Consider the following 16,984-nt stretch of genomic DNA (forward strand, 5'->3'; position numbering starts at 1 on the left):
AACGCAACCGATTTCCGGGCGATTTCGGCGAGCTGGGGGCGGAACCGGTGTCCACGGTCACGCTGGGCCACCGCCCGCGCCCGCGGGAGGCCGGTCACCGCCCATTCCCCGGCAGACCGGGGCGCACACCCCTCTTCCCGGACACGGCCCGTGATGTCGGTGCCACCCTCTACGGTGGAGATCACCGATGCCGCGGGGCGGTGGGGAGGGACGACGGGCGTGCGCAGGGTGCCACCGGAGATGTTCCGGTTCACGACGGGGGAGAAGGCCGACCTGAACGGGGCGGTGCTGGACGCCTTCGGCGTGGCCGGCGAGCACCTCGAAACCACACTGGGGCCCGACGCGGTACGCGAGCGACTGCGCCTGGTGGGCTGGGTGGCGGATGTCGACGACGCGGAACTGCACGACGCGCTCACCCGGCTCGTGAAGTGGGAACTCCTCGACGTCGTGCACAACCACGCCGAGAACTACCGCACGGCCGAGGAGTACGAGCGGCGCAACCTCCAGTACTCGCTGACCCGCCGGGGCGAGGCGGCTCTCGCCGGAGTGCGGCACGCCCTTGAGGTGCTGGCCTCCACCGGGGCGTTGCAGACGGCCGTGCTGGAGGCCATCGCCGACCGCCTGGACGACCTGTGCCTGCTGTCCGGCGAACCCGCCTCCGCCGACCGGCGGATCTTCAGCACGCTGCGCGAGCTGGAGGCGCATCTGGAGGCCCTGGTGGAGAACACCAAGGCGTTCAACGGCGAACTGCAGCGCCTCCTGCGCGCCGAGGGGGCGGACCTGGAGGTCTTCCGCGAGGTCAAGGCCGCCACCGTCGCCTATCTGCAGGAGTTCCTGGTCAACCTCGACCGGCGCGGACAGGCGGTCGCCGCCGCCGTGGCCCGGGTGGAGGAGCGGGGGACCGCCGTGCTGCGCGAGCGCGCCCTGCGCGGGGCCGAACTGCCCCCGGTCGCCGGTGAGGACCCCGCGGCCGGCTGGCTGGAGAGCAGACGGGCGCGGTGGGCGGGCCTGCGGGCGTGGTTCCTGCCGGACGACGGGGCACGCCCCCGGATCGAGCAGCTGCACGACATCGCCCGGCGCGCCATCGTCTCGCTGCTGCAGGTCCTGGAGCGGATCAACGAGTCACGGCGCCGCTCCTCCAGCGCCGTACAGGACTTCCGGGAGCTGGCGCGCTGGTTCGCCGCCGCCCCGGCGGAGGAAGACCTGCACCGGCTGTGGTCGGCCGCCTTCGGACTCGGCCCGGCGCGCCACGCCCACCTCGCCCACCCGGACCCGGAGTTGATCCCGTCGTCCCGTTCCTGGGCCGAGGCCCCGCCCGTGGAGGTGTCGGCTCTGCTGCGGACCAGCGGACGGACGGAGCGCTTCACCCGCACCGCCAGGGTGCGGGACGTCACGGCCGTCAGGGCCGAGCGCGCGGAGCGGGCCCGCGCGGAGCGGACGGAACTCGCCCGTGCCTGGCAGGCGTTGCGGACGGACGGCCCCGTGCGTCTGTCCTCCTTCGGCACCCTGGATCCCGCCGTTTTCGAGCGGCTGCTCGACCTGGTCGGCCGGGCCCTGGCCGCCCGGCCGGACACGACCGGCTCACGCCGCGCCACGACGGGTGACGGCCGGGTGGAGATCGCGTTGTCCCCGCCTCCCGACGAGCGCACCGCCGTGCTGCGCACCACTAAGGGCACACTCGCCGGACCGGACTACGTCGTACGCATCACAGCGGTCGGCGGAGCGAGCCCCCTCCCACGACCGGGCGCCGCGCGGCGGGAGGCAGCCGGATGAGCACCCTCGCCAACCAACTCGCCGCCGCGGAACGGGAGCAGGTGGCCCGCGCCATCCGCCTCCTGCTGGCCCGGCCGCTGCTGACCGAAGCCACCGACCCGGCCGGCTTCGAACTCGTACGCCGCCGCCGCGAGCCGCTGGCCCAGTGGTTCGACTACACCTGCGGCTGGAGCCTGGTGGTGGAACCGCGCCGCGGCTACGCCCGCCTCACCAAGGTCCGCGCCGACCCGGACGGCACCCGGCCGGCCCGCAGGGCCCGTTCCGGCCGGGCCCCGTTCGACCGCCGGCGTTACGTGCTGCTGTGCGTGACCGCCGCCGAGCTGCTGTCCATACCGATGACGACCATCGGCATGCTCGCCGACCGTGTCGTGCAGGCCACGGCGGCCGACCCGGCGCTGACCGCGTTCGACCCGGTGCACAAGCCGGAGCGGATGGCGTTCGTCGACGTCCTGAAACTGCTGGAGTCGTACGACGTGCTGCGCGCGGTCGACGGGACCACCGAGGCGTACGTCGAGTCGGCCGAGGCGAAGGTCCTCTACCGGGTGGACACCACGCTGCTGATGCGGCTGCCCGCCGCGCCCGTCGGCGCCTCCCGGCTCGCCGTACCCCCGGACGAGGTGCCCGCGCGGTTCGGGGAACTCCTCACCGGTCTGGTGCGGGAGCGCCGTTACGGCGGCGCGGTCGCCGACGGCACGGCGGACGAGGCGCACGGCGAGCGGGCCGCCACGGACGCGCAACGCAACCTGAGGCTGCGCCACTCGGTGCTGCGCCGCCTCTTCGACGACCCCGTGCTGTACCGGACGGACCTCACCGACGACGAGCTGGCGTACGTCACCTCCCTCACAGGACGCCAGATCCTGCGCCGCTCGGTCGAGCAGGCCGGTTTCCTGCTGGAGGAACGAGCCGAGGGCTTCCTGCTCGTGGACCCGGACGGGCTCGCCACCGACGTCCGCTTCCCCGACGACACGTCCACCGCCCGGGTCGCCGCGCTGCTCCTCCTGGAGCCGCTGTGCGCCGCGCCCGCCGGGCTGCTGCCCGAGCAGCTCGCCGAGGCCGGAGCGGACCTGCTGCGGCGCTTCCCGCGGTGGGCCAGGGCGTACCAGTCCGAGGACGGCGCGGCCCGGCTGTCCGACGACGCCGTAGGCGTCCTGCAGGACGTCGGCCTGGCCCGCCGGACCGGGGGGCGGGTCGTGGCGTGCCCGGCCGCCCACCGCTACCGCCTGACACGGACGACGAGTGGGGACCGGGACGACGAGCCCGGACCGGCAGCGGACGCCGCCGCCCCCCGGGCGGCGGTCGGCACGGCTGCCGAGGGCGTCGCCGCAGAAGGAGACCAGCAGTGAGCGTGACCGAGCTTCCCCTCCCCCGGCGGCCGGAGCCCACCGAACCGGCTCCGGCAGGGGCCGCCCGAGCGGCGGACGCCGCCGGCAGCCGTTGGCAGCCCCACCGCGCCGGCATCCTCAACGTCTGGCGCTACTACGACGAGACGTTCACCTTCCACCAGGGCCGCCTGCTGCTCCGCGGCCAGAACGGCTCGGGCAAGTCCAAGGCCCTGGAACTGCTGCTGCCGTTCCTCTTCGACGCCAGCCTGCGCCCCAACCGCCTGTCCACGTTCGGTGGTTCGGAACGCACCATGCACTGGAACCTGCTGGGCGAGGGCGCCTCCGGCAAGACCCGCGTCGGCTACGTGTGGATGGAGTTCCGCCGCGTCGGCGACGACGGCACCGAGCGGTGGTTCGGCTGCGGGGCGCGCCTTCAGGCCAGCGTGCACACCAGCACGGTGCACGCCGACTACTTCACCACCGGCTCCAGAATCGCCCACCCCGGCGGTGTGCTCCTCGTCAACGACGCGGGACAGCCACTGACCCGGGCCGCCCTCGCCGAAGCCCTGCGCGACCGCGGCGACGTCCACGCCTCGGCCACCGACTACCGCACGGCCGTACGGCGTGAACTCTTCGCGGGGATGGGGGAGCAGCGGTACGAGTCGCTGCTGTCCGCGCTGCTCCAGCTGCGTCAGCCCAAACTGTCGGAGCGGCTCGACCCGTCGCTGCTCTCCACCCTGCTGTCCCGTGCCCTGCCCCCGCTGGGCGAGGCGGAGATCGCCGAACTCGCCGAGGGCTTCGAGCGGCTCGACCGGCAGCGCGAACACCTCAAGCGGCTGGACGACGAGGTGACGGCCGCCGAGACCGTCGCGTCCCGGCAGCGTGCCTACGCGCGGCGGGTCCTGCGCGCGGGTTCCGCCGCGCTCATCTCGGCCACGACCGAGCTGGACAACCTCACCCGCGTCGCCCGCCGGAGCGCCGACGAACTCGAACAGGCGCTGGCGGAACGGCGGTCGACCCAGGACCGGCGCGAGGAACTGGAGTCGCGCTCGCACGCGCTGGACGAGATCGTCGAGGGCCTGCGCGAGAGTGACGCGTACCGGCAGGGCGAGGAACTCGACCGGCTCCGCCGCCGTACCGAAGACGTGGCAGCCGCCGCCGGGAGGCAGCGATCCGCCGCTCAGGCCGCTCAGGTCCGGTCGGAGGAGGACCAGCGGCACGCCGAGGAGGCGGCGCACCACGCCCGCACACTGGGCGAGCACGCGCGCGAGGCCGCCGGGGAAGCACACCGGGCGGCTCGGGCAGCAGGGCTGGAGTCCATCCACCACGAGGTGAGGACGGTCCTCGACGCGGCGGAGCCCGCGGTGGCCCTCCCGCCAACCCCGGGACGAGACCAGGGCGGCGTCCCGCGCACGGCGGCCGGGGACGCGGCGCGACAGGCCCGTCGACTGGTGCGCGGCGCGGACACCGCCCGACGGCAGCAGGTCACCCTCGTCACCGAGGCGATCGACGAGCACGATCGCGCCGTACGCGACCGGGGCGCCGCCGAGGAACTGCTGGACCAGGCCCGCACCCGTCTCGCGGAGGCGATCGCCCGGCGGGACGAGGCGTCCGCCGCCTGGGACGATGCCCTCGCCGCACAGGCGGAACGCCTGCTCGCCTGGGCCGAGGACTGCACGGAACTGCGCATCACCGACCTCGACGCACTCGCTGCCACAGCAGCGGCGGAGGCCGAGGTGACAGCCCTGACCGAAGCCGCCGCGCGCCCGCCGGAACAGGAGATCGCCGAGGCGGAGGCCACCACCCGGGCCGCACGCCAGGGCCTGCGGGACGAGCGGAGCCGACTGGAGGAGCAGCTACGACGGCTGAGCGGTGAAACCGACCTGCCGCCCGGGCCCCCGCCCACCCGCACCGCCGTCCGTACGGAGACGGCGGGAGCACCCCTGTGGCGCGTGGTCGCCTTCCGTGAAGGCGTCCCGCTGCCCGTCCAGTCCGCGGTGGAGGCCGCACTGGAGGCGTCGGGTCTCCTGGACGCCTGGGTCGGTCCCTACGACGGAATCACACTGCCGGGTCACGACACGCGCGCCGAAGCCGCCCTGGCCGCGACCGCCCCGGGGCCAAGCCTGCTGGAGGTGCTGCGGCCCGAGGAGGGCATCCCCGTCCCGGCCGACACCGTGACCCGCATCCTCGCGGGCATCGCCTACGGCCCCACTCTGCCGGGCGGGCACCCCGCGGCCGTCTCCGCCGACGGCGCCTGGCGTCTCGCGCTCGCCACCGGCACCTGGAGCAAACCGGAGCCGGCTCACATCGGCGCCCTGGCACGTCAGCGTGCCCGGCAGCGCATGATCGGCGAACTGACCGACCGTATCGGCGAGACGAACGCCTCCCTCGCCGCACTCGACGACCGGCTGCGTGGCCTCGCCGCTCGCCGCGCCCGGCTGGACGCCGACCGCGCCGCCCGACCCGACCACCGGGAACTCGACGCCCGGCGGCGTGACCGGGACCGCGCGGAGGACACCGTGGCGGCCCGGGACGACGCCGTGCGTGACGTCGCCGGACGACTGGCGCGGTGCGAGAGGGAGGTGGCGGCCGCTCTGCGCACGCTCGACCGACGAGCCGCCGAACACGGACTGCCCACCGATCGCGCCCGGTTGCGTACGCTCTCCGACGCCATCGACAGGTTCCGGAACACCGCCGACGGTTGGGTGGACGCCCGGCTCGCCGCGACCGCCGCCACCGACCAGTCCCGCCAGCGGGCCGCCCAGGCGGCCCGATCGCGCCGGACCGCAGAGGAACGCGCCGAGGACGCGGCCGCCACCGAAGCGGAGGCAACGGGGCTGAAAGCGCGCCTGGAGGCAGTGGAAGCCACCGTCGGCGCGGACTACCGGCAGATCGTCGCACGCCTCGCCGAGGCGCGCGCCGAGCTGCGCAGCTGCCGTGAGGAGGCCGGCCGGGCCGCCGAACTCCTGCTGCGTCTGGAAGGACAGGTCGGAGAACTGCGGGCCACCAGCGGCCAGGACGCCGAACGACGGGAACAGGCCGTCGCGACCAGGGACGCAGCGGCGCGCCGGTTCCGGCACCTGTGTCTGGCCGGGCTGGCCGAGGACGCCGGCATCACACCGGCACTCGACGCCGGGGACGGCACCAAGGCCACCCTGGAGGCCGCCCGCGCCACGGCGGCGAAGTGGCCGGACCTCCCGCACGCCCCACGCAACCTGGGCGACGCCGCGACCCGCCTGTCCGAAGCGGTCCACGAGGCCCGCCGGCGCCTCGGCACCCGTGCCGATCTGGACCTGGAACCCGACGACGACATCCAGCTCTTCACCGCCACCCTGGACGGCGTACGGGTGGGGGCGACGGGCCTGCTCAGCACGCTCACCCAGGAGCGCGACCGCAGCCGGGACGACATCACGGCCGCCGAGCGGCGCCTGTTCGACCAGATCCTCACGGGCGACATCCGCCGCCACCTCGCGGCCCGCATCCGCCAGGCCGGTGAACTCGTCGACCGCATGAACGGGCACCTGGAGCGGGTCCGCACCGCCTCCGACGTCGCCGTCCAACTCGTCTGGGACGTCCGCCCGGACCTTCCGGACAGCACCCGCACCGCCCGTCAGCTGCTGCTCAAGGACCCCGGCCGGGTCACCGAGAGCGACCGGGAGGCGCTGCACGTCTTCTTCCGTGCCCGCATCGAGGAGGCCAAGGGCAGTGAGACGGCCGCGAGCTGGGAGGAACAGCTCGGCGAGGTGCTCGACTACACCGCCTGGCACCGCTTCACCGTCCGCCTCGACCGGGCGAACGGGACCGGATGGCAGCCGCTGACCAAGAAGCTGCACGGCGCGCTCTCCGGCGGAGAGAAGGCCATCGCACTGCACCTGCCCCTCTTCGCCGCCGTCGCCGCCCACTACGAGGCCGTGCCCCTGGCACCCCGGCCGATCCTGCTGGACGAGGTCTTCGTCGGAGTCGACACGGTCAACCGCGGACAGGTCTTCGCGCTGCTCACCGCCCTCGACCTGGACCTCATGGTCACCTCCGACCACGAATGGTGCACCTACGGCGAACTGCCCGGCATCGCCGTCCACCAACTCCTCACCGGCGGGGACGACGACGCGGTCACCAGCGCCCGCTTCGTCTGGAACGGCGTCGACCTGGAGGTGGAATGACCAGCGCCGACGCGAGGATGCCCACGGAACCGGCCCCGGGCGAGGCCACCCTGCGCCGCCCCGAACTCCGCCCCCTCTGGGACACGCTCCACAGCCGCCTCTCCTCCGGCCGCCCCGTCACACGGGTGCGCCTCGGACCGCTCGACGACACCCAGCGCGAGGCGCTCGCCGACCTCCTGGGCCTCGACCGTCTGCCGGACGCACGTCCCTTTGTCCCCCTGACCCGCCTGGAGGAGGCCGTCACCGAACTCTCCGGCCGCACCGTACGAGACATCGTCAGCGAACTGGTCGGCCCCCTCGGCGACAGAGCCGGCGAGCGGCGCCGCCGGCAGGACGAGCGGGCCGAGCTGTGGACCTGGCTGGCCGGGCACGAGACGGTGAGGGCCCAGCCGGCGCTCTCCGACTGGGCCGCCGGCTGCCGGGCAGCCGGCGTGGTCGGCGGCTCGGTGGAGCAGACCCGTACGCTGCTCACGGACGCGCTCAAGGTGCTCGCCGAACTGCCCGGCCAGGCAGAACCCCTGCCCGTCTTCGCCGCCCGGGTCCTCAGCGGCCGGACGCACGCACTCGACGACGGCACACCCCTGTCCGCACTCGTCCTGCGCGCCCTGGCGACCCTGTACGACACCGTCCCGCCGCAGTCCGCCGCGCAGCGGCGCGCCCTGTGGGCCCGCGCGGGAGTCGCCGACGACGAGCTGTCCGCCACCGTTCTCGTCGGCGGTCTTCGCCCGGCCGGCGACGGACTGCTCGCCCAGGTGGCCACGGCGTGCGCGGAGGCCGGCCAGGCCGCCTGCCTGACCCTCGCCCACGTCCGGTACCCGGGCGAGTTCATCCTTTCCGCGGCCCCTGTACCCGTCGTCCACGTCGTGGAGAACCCCAGCGTCCTGGCACTGGCCCTACGCCGCTTCGGGCCCTGCTGCCCGCCGCTCGTCTGTACGTCCGGCTGGCCCAACAGCGCCGCGATCCAGCTCCTGCGCATGCTCGCGGACCACGGAGCGGCTCTTCGCTACCACGGCGACTTCGACGGAGAAGGCGTCCGCATCGCCGCCTACGTCCTGGACAAGACGCCGGCGCGTCCCTGGCGCATGACGGCAGCGGACTATCGTGCCGCGGTCGCCCTCAACCCAGGCGGTCCTCAGCCGGGACGCATCACCCAAGCGCCCTGGGATCTCGACCTGGCCGATGACATGGCGGAGCACGGCGTCGCCGTGGTCGAGGAGCTGGTGGCGGAGGTGTTGTTGAAAGATCTCGCTGGTGCGGCTCAGCAGAGGCGTCGGCCTGACTGGTCGTGACGCCTCTTTGACGCTCCAGGTGGACGAGTGGCCGTTCGGAGCGGCGGCGGACACACGCTGACCTGCGATTACTCGTCTCGCTTTTCATGTGACGAACTCGGCGTCGCGGACCACCCCGACAAGCCGCTCGGCCTGCACACGGCTTCCCCGGCGGATCTCGCCGTACCCGGCGGTGGCGCCGGTACGGCCGGAAGATCTGAACCAGTACAGGGAATCAGGCGGCGACGAGCTCCTGCTCGTGGTCCGGCGTTTCGGCCTTGGTCTTCTTGTTCGGCAGCGAGAGCCGGAAGACCTTGTGCCACGCGGAGAACACCTGCTTGGGCAGTGGCCCGGTGACGTACTCCAGCTCGTACTTCTCGAACAGCGCGCGCACCTTCACCGCGACCTCGGCGTACCGGTTGCTCGGCAGGTCCGGGAACAGGTGGTGCTCGATCTGGTGCGACAGGTTGCCGGTCATGAAGTGCATGGCCTTGCTGCCGCTGATGTTCGCCGAGCCCATCATCTGGCGCAGGTACCACTGGCCGCGCGTCTCGCCCTTGATCGACCGGCGCTCGAAGACCTTCACGCCCTCGGGGAAGTGCCCGCACATGATCACCGAGTGGGACCAGAGGTTGCGGACCAGGTTCGCGGTGAACGTGGCGGCGAGCGTGGGGAGGAACGACGGGCCCGACAGCAGCGGGTGGATCACGTAGTCCTTGAGTACCTGCTTGCGGATCTTGCGGCCCACGGCCCTGGCCCGCGCGCGGAACTCCGGGTTCTTGCGGCGGCGCTTGTTGAGGTTCTTGCCGAGCTCCAGGTCGTACGCCGCGATGCCGTACTCGAAGAAGCAGGCGTTGATGAAGTTCCACAGCGGCTGGCCGAGGTGGAACGGGTGCCACTTCTGGTCCTCGTCGACGCGCATGATGCCGTAGCCGAGGTCGTTGTCCTTGCCGATCACGTTGGTGTACGTGTGGTGCAGCTCGTTGTGCGAGTGCTTCCACTGGTCGGCCGGCGAGACGTGATCCCAGTCCCAGGTGGTGGAGTGGATCTTCGGGTCCCGCATCCAGTCCCACTGGCCGTGCAGGATGTTGTGGCCGATCTCCATGTTGTCCATGATCTTCGCCACGGACAGGCCGGCGGTGCCGATCAGCCACGCGGGCGGGAAGATCGAGAACAGGAGCACACCCCTGCTGACCAGTTCGAGCTTGCGCTGCGCCGAGATGACCTTACGGATGTAGGCGGCGTCTTTCTCGCCGCGGCCGGCGATCACCTCGTCGCGGATCGCGTCCAGCTCGCGGCCGAGCTCCTCGATCTGCTCCGCGGTCAGGTGGGCGGTGGGGTCGATAGCGGTCAAGGTGTTCCTACCGTTCGATGTCGCAGGGGCCCGCGGCGGCGGACACACAGGTCTGGATGAGGACACCCGGCTCGGCCTCGGTGATCTCGCCGGTGCGCAGGTCGCGGACGGCACCCGCCTTGAGCGGCGTGACGCAGCCGAAGCAGATGCCCATGCGGCACCCGGAGGGCATGAGCACGCCGGCCTCCTCGCCGACGTCCAGCAACGGCGTGGCGCCGTCCGCGTCGACGGTCTTGCCGGTGGCGCTGAACGTGACCTCGCCGCCGTCGCCGGCGACGACGATGCCGGGGCGGAAGCGTTCGGTGTGCAGGCGCTCTTGGACGCCGTGCTCTCTCCAGTGCTCTTCGGCGGCGTCGAGCAGGCCCGCGGGCCCGCAAGCCCAGGTCTCGCGCTCGGCCCAGTCGGGCACGAGTTCGTCGAGACGGGCGATGTCGAGCATGCCGTCTGTGTCGGTGTGCACCTCGGTGAGCCGCAGCTTCTTGTCCGCGACCAGGTCGTGCAGTTCGTCGCGGAAGATCACGTCTTGCGGCTGTGGCGCGCAGTGGACCATGACGACGTCGTCGAACTCGGTGTCGCGCAGCATGCCCATCACGGGCGTGATGCCGCTGCCGGCCGTCAGGTAGAGCACCTTGGCGGGCTTGGCCCGCGGCAGTACGAAGTCTCCGGTCGCCTGGTCGAGCTGGATCAACGTGCCCGGTTTCACCCTGCGGACCAGGTGGTTGCTGACCTTGCCGTCCGGGATCGCCTTCACGGTGATCGTGACGCGGCCGTCCGGGCGGTTTGTCGGCGATGTGAGGGAGTAGGCACGCCACAGGCGTACGCCGTCGACGTCGACCCCGATCCGCACGTACTGACCGGCTGTGTGGCCGCGCCAGCCCCGGCCCGGCCTGATCACGACGGTCGCGGCGTCACCCGTCTCGGGGTGCACCGCCTCGATACGTCCCCGCAGGTCAGCGCCCGCACGCAGTGGGCTGACCAGGTCGAGGTAGTCCGACGGCAGCAGCGGCGTCGTGACCATCTCCAGCAGTTTCCACGCCCCGCTGCGGAGGGCTGCGCTCGTCATGGCTCCAGCTTGCTGTGCCGCGAGGCGTAAAGTCCTGACCGCAGGACGTGAATCTGGTCGGATGAATTGTTCGCAAGGAACAAAGACGTGAGCCAAGCAATCCGGAGGGCCAGCGAACTGGCCTTGGACGAGACGACGGTCACAGCACTTCGGGCCGCGCTGAAGACCACCGCTGACGAGGTCGTCCAGGCCATCATCGACGAGGTCCCTCCCTACGCCAACGCCCTGTCGGGTCACATGGGCGCCACCATCCGCCGAGCCGTGCGCACCGCCCTGGGGCACTACCTGGACCTCGCGAGCGGGAACGCCACGGGCGGCGACGCCGGTGACGCGGCCTACGAGCTGGGCCGCGGTGAGGTGCGCGACGGCCGTTCGATGGACGCCCTGCTCAGCGCCTACCGCGTCGGCGCCCGCGTGGCCTGGCGATGCCTGGCAGCGGGTGCCGTACCCGCAGGTCTGCCCGCCGCCGAGGTCGCCAAGTTCGCCGAGCTGACCTTCGCCTACATCGACGAGCTCTCCGCCGCGAGCGCCGCGGGCCACGCCGACGAACTGGCTGCCCGGGGCAGGGCCCACGAGCTCCACCTGGAACACCTGGCCCGCGACCTTCTCGGCGGCGCGAGCCCGGATGTGCTGCTGGCCTCTGCCCAACGGGCCGGGTGGCAGCCTCCGGTTTCGCTGACCGCGGTCCTGCTGCCCGCCGCCCAGGCCCGGCCTGCCTACCGCGCGCTCGACCCGGGAACCCTCGTCCTCGACGATCTGCCGGACGCCACCGGTGTGCTGCTCGTACCCGATGCCGACCGATCACATCTCCTGCGGCAGCTGACCGACCGCACCGCCGTGGTCGGCCCGGCCCGGCCTTGGACTCGGGCGTCCGCCTCGTACGCACGAGCCGTACGCGCGCGCTCCCTCTCCGTCGATATTCGCGACACGGAGGACCACCTGCCTGAGCTGGTGCTGAGCGCCGACATGGACGCGTTCGCGGACCTGCGGGCCCGAGCCCTCGCACCGTTGCGGACCTTGCCCGTCGCGACCGCACGGCGGCTGGAGGAGACGTTGCGGGAGTGGTTGCTGCACCAGGGCAAGCGGGACGAGGTGGCGGCGGCGTTGTTCGTCCATCCCCAGACAGTCCGGTACCGGATGTCGCAGCTGCGGGAGCTGTTTCCGGATCTCGCATCGCCACACCGGGTCCTTGAACTGACGCTGGCGGTCGGTCTTCCGGTCAGCTGACGCGTGCTTCGACCGTCCATACACTCCCGGGCGGATCCCGGCGTCATGCGCGCGGTCGCCCGCGGGCACCGCGTCTCCGGGTTCGGCCTGGGGGCGGCTCTCGTGCCCAGGTGTCCATCCACCTGGACGGTCTTGAAGCCGGGACGGTCCGGGTGAGCGGGGCGATCATGGTGCAGCAGGCCGGCTGACGGAGACCGCTCCACCACGTCGGGCCAGCGCTGGGGTCCTCTGGTCACACCATGGGCCGGCTGTTCCAGCCACTTGGCGGGGGTCCACCCGTCGATCGCCGGATGGCCGACGGAGCGACCGAGGTTCCAGGCTGGGCATGACCCGTCGTACTCAGCGGGCCGATGCCGTCCCATCGCTGACCGTGTGCGGGGCAGGCCACGTAGAAAGGGAACTCTGTGAGCACCGCATCCGCCCCGGAGGCGACGGATGGCGAGTCCCTGCGCGTCCGTGCGACGCTCCGGGCGCTGTACGGCTATGTCCGCCCGCACCGCTGGACCGTCGTACTCGGTCTGCTGCTGGCGCTGGCGGGGGCAGTCGGCGGACTGCTCCAGCCGCTGGCCACGAAGACGCTGGTCGACCGGCTCTCGTCCGGCGGCACGCTCGCGACCGTACTGCTGGCGCTGACCGTGCTGGTGCTGCTGAGCACGGTGGCCGAGGCGTTCGGCGCCTATGTGCTGGAGCGGACGGCCGAGTCGGTCGTGCTGGCCGCTCGCCGCAGCCTGATCGGCCGGCTGCTGCGGCTGCGGCTCTCCGCTGTGGACCGGATGCAGCCGGGCGATCTGATGTCGCGGGTGACGTCCGACACCACGCTGCTGCGGGCCGTCAGCACCCAGGCGGTGGTCAACGCCGCGACCGGGGCGCTGACGCTGATCGCGGCGGTCGTGGTGATGGCGTTCCTGGACGCCGTCCTGCTCGGCGTCACCCTCCTCGTGGTCGCGGTCGTCGGGGCGTGCGCCGCCCTGGTGATGCCGAAGATCGGGCAGGCCGCCGAGCGCTCCCAGGCCGCGGTCGGGGAGATGTCCACCGGCCTTGAGCGGGTCTTCGGCGCGTTCCGCACGGTGAAGGCATCCGGCGCCGAGGCGCGGGAGACCGCCCGCGTCGAGGCGTCGGCCCGGCGTGCGTGGCGCCACGGCGTGCGGGGCGCGAAGTGGGAGGCCCTGCTGGGTACCGCGGACAACCTCGCCGTCGAGCTGGCGTTCCTCGCGGTGCTCGCGGTCGGCGGGGCACGGGTGGCGTCCGGGGAGATCCCCGTCTCCACGCTGATCGCCTTCCTGCTGTACCTGTTCTACCTGATGGAGCCGGTGTACAAGCTGGTCGAGGCCGCCTCCGCGTACCAGGAGGGCGCGGCCGCGATCTCCCGGATCGAGGAAGTCGACCGTCTGGCGGCCGAGCCGCCGGCCACGTACAAGCCGGTGCGGACCGAGGGGCGTCCGGCGTCGGTCCGCTTCGAGGACGTGTCCTTCCGCTACGGGCCCGGGCTGCCCGACATCCACCGCCGGGTGGACTTCGAGGTGCCGGGCGCCGGGATGACGGCCTTCGTCGGGCCCTCGGGTGCGGGTAAGTCGACGGTCTTCTCGCTCATCGAGCGGTTCTACGAGACGACCGGCGGGCGCATCCTGGTCGACGGCCAGGACATACGCCAGTGGCCGCTGTCCGAGCTGCGGTCCGTCATCGGGTACGTCGAGCAGGACGCACCGGTTCTGGCCGGCACGCTGCGGGAGAACCTGGTCTTCAGCGCGCCCGGCGCGACGGACGACGACATCCGCGCCGTCCTCGTCCGGACCAGGCTCGACACCCTCGTCGACCGTCTCCCGCACGGCCTGGACACCCTGGTGGGGCACCGCGGTTCGAAGCTGTCCGGCGGCGAACGCCAGCGCGTCGCGATCGCCCGCGCCCTGCTGCGCAGGCCCCGGCTGCTGCTCCTGGACGAGGCGACCTCACAGCTCGACGCGGTCAACGAGCTGGCGCTGCGGGACGTCATCGCGGAGACGGCACGCGAGACCACCGTCCTGGTGGTGGCGCACCGCCTGTCCACGGTGACGGACGCGGACCGCATCGTCGTCATGGACGCCGGCGCGGTCCGGGCGATCGGCACCCACGAGGAGCTGGTGGCCGAGGACGAACTGTACGCCCAGCTCGCCGCGACCCAGCTCCTGCTCCCCACCGGGCGTCCCGGCGGGTGAGCCGAGTGCACCACAGGCTGCCCCCGCCGCATGGCGGGGGCAGCCCTGCTGAGCGGCTGAGTGGCTGAGTGGCGCCGGACAGCCGTCGGATACCCGGCGCACCGGCGGCGCGTGAGGCTGAGGACAGTGCCGCGCGTCACCAGGCGGTGGTCCCGCGGAACAGGGCGGACGGCCGCCCGCTCAGCCCGATGCGGAAGGGCATCGGCCGGCGGTGTGTTCCGCGTCCCCGGACTGTCCGGTCATCCACTGCCTGCGATCGGCCGTGATCATCAGCCATGCGAGCGGGGAACCGAGGGCCACGTCCACCGCCAGTGCCTTCACGCCGAAGGGCACGGCGCTGCCAGGTGCCTGCGCGGGCCGGGCCCTGCCGGGCGGGAAGCACGCTCGACGGGGCTTCGTGAGCCCGGCCGGAGCGCCGCCGTATCCGACCCTGAGATCCGCCGTCCGTGGACGGCGGCGGCGCGCGCTCCCGTCCGAGCCGCTCCGGGCCTGTTTCAGCCGTCCGGCGGGTGCCAGAGGCCGGACGGTCGATGTGAGCGGCGGCGAGGGCCGTCGGAGCCGGGGCGGGCCATCGAAGACCGCCCGCCCCGGCCGGCGTCAACGCACGTACTTCGCCGGCTTGGTGGCGGCGTTGAGCAGCGCCTCCAGCGGTCCGCGGCGGAAGAACCGGGACCAGACCGCGGCGAACACGATCGCGCACAGGATGTATGTGAGCACGGGGACCCACGACGTCGTCGTGCCGGAGCCGGAAGCGGGCCACGCGGACTGTGCGAGGAAGTGACCGACGTACGCCGTCAGGGACATGGTGCCCACGGCGATGACCGGCTTCGCCAGACGGCGCAGACGCGCCACGCGGTCCATCAGCACCGTCGCGCCCACGATCACGAGGATCGCGACGCCCACGCTGCCGATGATGTCGAACGTGGTGCCGGTGTGCGGGCCGGCACCCAGGAGGTCCGAGGCGGACGACAGGAGCTGATCGCTGGAGCCGCTGCCGCCGGGCCCCGATCCGGAACCGCTGAAAGCGGCCCCGGAGCCGCCGGACCAGGACCCGGAGCCGGCGGACGACCCACCGGTTCCCGCGAACACCGCGTCCTTGCCCGCCAGCAGCAACGACAGACCGTACGCGGCCACGGTGAGGGCGGCGCCGAGGGCGGCCAGGCGACGCCGGACGGGGACGGCCGACAGGTCGAGGCGGGCCAGCGCCATACCGGCGATCACGAACGGCATCCACGTGATCGTCGGATAGAGGCCCGTGAGCAGCAGATCGATCACTCCCACGCCGTTGAGCTTCTCGAGCGGGTCGTAGGCGTTGACGCTCTGCTGGACCGATTCGCCCAGCCACGTGCGCAGCACGAACGCCAGCTGGGGTGTGACGAGCGCGAGCCCGGCCGCGGTGAGCGCCAGTGTCCTCGCGGACAGCCGCAGCAGGGGCAGGGCGAGGAGGAAGTACACGCCGTAGAAGCCGAGAATGATGACGTCCCCGTATTCGATCGCCAGCACGCTGCCCAGGGCCAGCAGGACCACGGCGCGGATCGCGACCCGGGCCTTCGCCTGCCGGCCGGCCAGGCCGGTCTTCGGCTCGCGGCGGCCGGCGATCAGCATCAGCGAGAACCCGGCGAGGGTGGCGAACAGGACCGACGAGTGCCCGTCGGCCAGGAACCGCACCCAGGTGCCGACCCCGGCCGTGGCCTCGAGCGGCGGGCCGATGTGCACGACGTACATACCGAACACCGCGAGCGCGCGGGCCAGGTCCACGCCGACCAGGCGACCCGTCGAAGGCTTCCCGGCGGACTCGGGCGAGGTGCGGAGTCCTGGTGGCGAGGTTCCCTGCGGAGTCGGCATCGCCTGCGACGGCTGCATCTGTGTCATACGAGGAATCTCCCGATGCGGTACGGACGGTGACCATCCGGCAGGCTTCGGTGGCATCCCCGCCGACCGGCCGGGACCACCCCCGCCGACCGGCGGGCCGGGACGGACGGATCAGAGGTGGCGGTCGATGGCGGGCAGGAGGTCCTGGAAGGTGGCCCCGGAGGCGGGTTCGCCGATGGCGGTCAGCTGCCACGCTCCGCTGACGCGGGAGATCTTGGCCATGATCCGGGCGGTGTGGGAGCCGCCGCCGGACAGGGTGTAGCGGGCGAGTTCGGCCCCCGTCGATTCGTCCACCAGGCGGCAGTAGGCGTTCTCGACCTCGTCGAAGGTCGCGCCGGTGAAGGAGTTCACGGTGAAGACGATCTGGTCCACTTCCGACAGCATCCGCGTGAAGTCGACCGTGATGGCCTCGTCGTCCCCCGGACCGTCGCCGCCGGTGCGGTTGTCGCCGGAGTGCTTCACGGCACCGAAGATGCCGGTCAGGTGCTGGAAGTAGACGACCTCCACGACTCGCCGGCCCGCGTACAGGACCGCGGAAGCGTCGAGGTCGATCGCCGTGGCGCCCATCAGTCTGCCGAGGAAGCCCGTACGCGTCCTCGCCTGCCAGCCCAGCCCCATCCGCACGTGGCTGAGGGGGGTCGTGTCGAGCTTGGTCAGGCTGATCCATTGGCCCTTGGTGAGATTGACGGACATGAAGCACTCCCGGTGTGGGTCGAGGCGAAGGACGTGGCCGGGCCCGAACGGGACGGCCGG

10 protein-coding genes are annotated in these 16,984 nt (G+C 72.5%); 6 read left to right on the forward strand and 4 right to left on the reverse strand.

Going from position 1 to position 16,984, the window contains the following annotated elements; translation table 11 throughout:
• Window positions 1–240: 240 nt before the first annotated feature.
• The 4 genes from AC3ET3_RS23170 to AC3ET3_RS23185 are packed head-to-tail and all read left to right on the forward strand — an operon-like array spanning window position 241 to window position 8,544.
• A complete protein-coding gene (locus tag AC3ET3_RS23170; protein ID WP_435612810.1) occupies window positions 241–1,773 on the forward strand; it encodes a TIGR02677 family protein in 1,533 nt (510 codons plus the stop codon).
• The gene (locus AC3ET3_RS23175; protein WP_432157285.1) at window positions 1,770–3,116 is read left to right on the forward strand and encodes a TIGR02678 family protein; all 1,347 of its coding nucleotides are present in this window, start codon (window positions 1,770–1,772) and stop codon (window positions 3,114–3,116) included. Before AC3ET3_RS23170 ends, AC3ET3_RS23175 begins: the two co-directional genes overlap by 4 nt.
• Window positions 3,113–7,255 carry a TIGR02680 family protein gene (locus AC3ET3_RS23180; protein ID WP_432157284.1) on the forward strand — a complete coding sequence of 1,381 codons (4,143 nt, stop codon included), beginning with the start codon at window positions 3,113–3,115 and terminating at the stop codon, window positions 7,253–7,255. Before AC3ET3_RS23175 ends, AC3ET3_RS23180 begins: the two co-directional genes overlap by 4 nt.
• Window positions 7,252–8,544 (forward strand): TIGR02679 family protein, encoded by a 1,293-nt coding sequence (locus tag AC3ET3_RS23185; RefSeq protein WP_435612811.1) that lies wholly within the window; start codon window positions 7,252–7,254, stop codon window positions 8,542–8,544. Before AC3ET3_RS23180 ends, AC3ET3_RS23185 begins: the two co-directional genes overlap by 4 nt.
• A 214-nt stretch (window positions 8,545–8,758) precedes the next feature.
• On the opposite strand, the gene AC3ET3_RS23190 is transcribed toward AC3ET3_RS23185, so the two are convergent.
• Together AC3ET3_RS23190 and AC3ET3_RS23195 are read right to left on the reverse strand one after the other, a co-directional pair.
• Complete coding sequence (locus tag AC3ET3_RS23190) at window positions 8,759–9,877, reverse strand: fatty acid desaturase family protein (RefSeq protein ID WP_432136356.1); 1,119 nt, start codon at window positions 9,875–9,877, stop codon at window positions 8,759–8,761.
• Window positions 9,878–9,884: 7 nt separating this feature from the next.
• Window positions 9,885–10,940 carry a ferredoxin reductase gene (locus AC3ET3_RS23195; RefSeq protein ID WP_432136357.1) on the reverse strand — a complete coding sequence of 352 codons (1,056 nt, stop codon included), beginning with the start codon at window positions 10,938–10,940 and terminating at the stop codon, window positions 9,885–9,887.
• Between the two features lie 87 nt (window positions 10,941–11,027).
• On the opposite strand from AC3ET3_RS23195, the gene AC3ET3_RS23200 reads away from it, so the two are divergent.
• Window positions 11,028–12,167: a PucR family transcriptional regulator gene (locus tag AC3ET3_RS23200; protein WP_432136358.1), complete on the forward strand. Its 1,140-nt coding sequence runs from the start codon at window positions 11,028–11,030 to the stop codon at window positions 12,165–12,167.
• 404 nt (window positions 12,168–12,571) lie between these two features.
• A complete protein-coding gene (locus AC3ET3_RS23205; protein ID WP_432157281.1) occupies window positions 12,572–14,359 on the forward strand; it encodes an ABC transporter ATP-binding protein in 1,788 nt (595 codons plus the stop codon).
• A gap of 597 nt (window positions 14,360–14,956) precedes the next feature.
• Here AC3ET3_RS23205 and AC3ET3_RS23210 read toward each other — a convergent pair.
• Complete coding sequence (locus AC3ET3_RS23210; RefSeq protein ID WP_432157280.1) at window positions 14,957–16,231, reverse strand: DUF418 domain-containing protein; 1,275 nt, start codon at window positions 16,229–16,231, stop codon at window positions 14,957–14,959.
• A 111-nt stretch (window positions 16,232–16,342) separates the two neighbouring features.
• Window positions 16,343–16,924 carry a TerD family protein gene (locus AC3ET3_RS23215; RefSeq protein ID WP_432136361.1) on the reverse strand — a complete coding sequence of 194 codons (582 nt, stop codon included), beginning with the start codon at window positions 16,922–16,924 and terminating at the stop codon, window positions 16,343–16,345.
• Window positions 16,925–16,984: the final 60 nt, after the last annotated feature.

It is taken from the genome of Streptomyces sp. bgisy159 (genome assembly GCF_057707805.1).